Here is a 279-nt window from a genome sequence, read left to right on the forward strand (position 1 = left end):
CCATGATGACTTCTTCCAACTGGAACTCGGAGGCAACTTCATGAATTTTGCTGACGGCTTTAAAATCAACATGGACAAAAATGACATGGCAACTGTAGCCAAATCTGTCGAAAAGCTCAATTTCTTCACACTTCCGGAAGGTGCACAAGCTATCACCGAATATAAATCCCTCCAAAAAGGCCTCGAACGAGAAAATTATGACTTGCTCATGGAAGCAGCTGAGGGAAAAAGCGGCGTTTTGATCTATGGAAAAGGTGCTAGAACACTATCTGACTTAGT

General features: G+C 42.7%; 1 protein-coding gene. It reads left to right on the plus strand.

Annotated elements, in window-relative coordinates; genetic code table 11:
• Window positions 1-279: DUF4252 domain-containing protein (locus tag ACNKXV_RS14730; protein WP_417908447.1), on the plus strand; the 279-nt coding region annotated here is incomplete at both ends.

Origin of the sequence: Christiangramia aquimixticola, assembly GCF_048285835.1 — a bacterium.
GTDB classification, from domain to species: domain Bacteria; phylum Bacteroidota; class Bacteroidia; order Flavobacteriales; family Flavobacteriaceae; genus Christiangramia; species Christiangramia aquimixticola.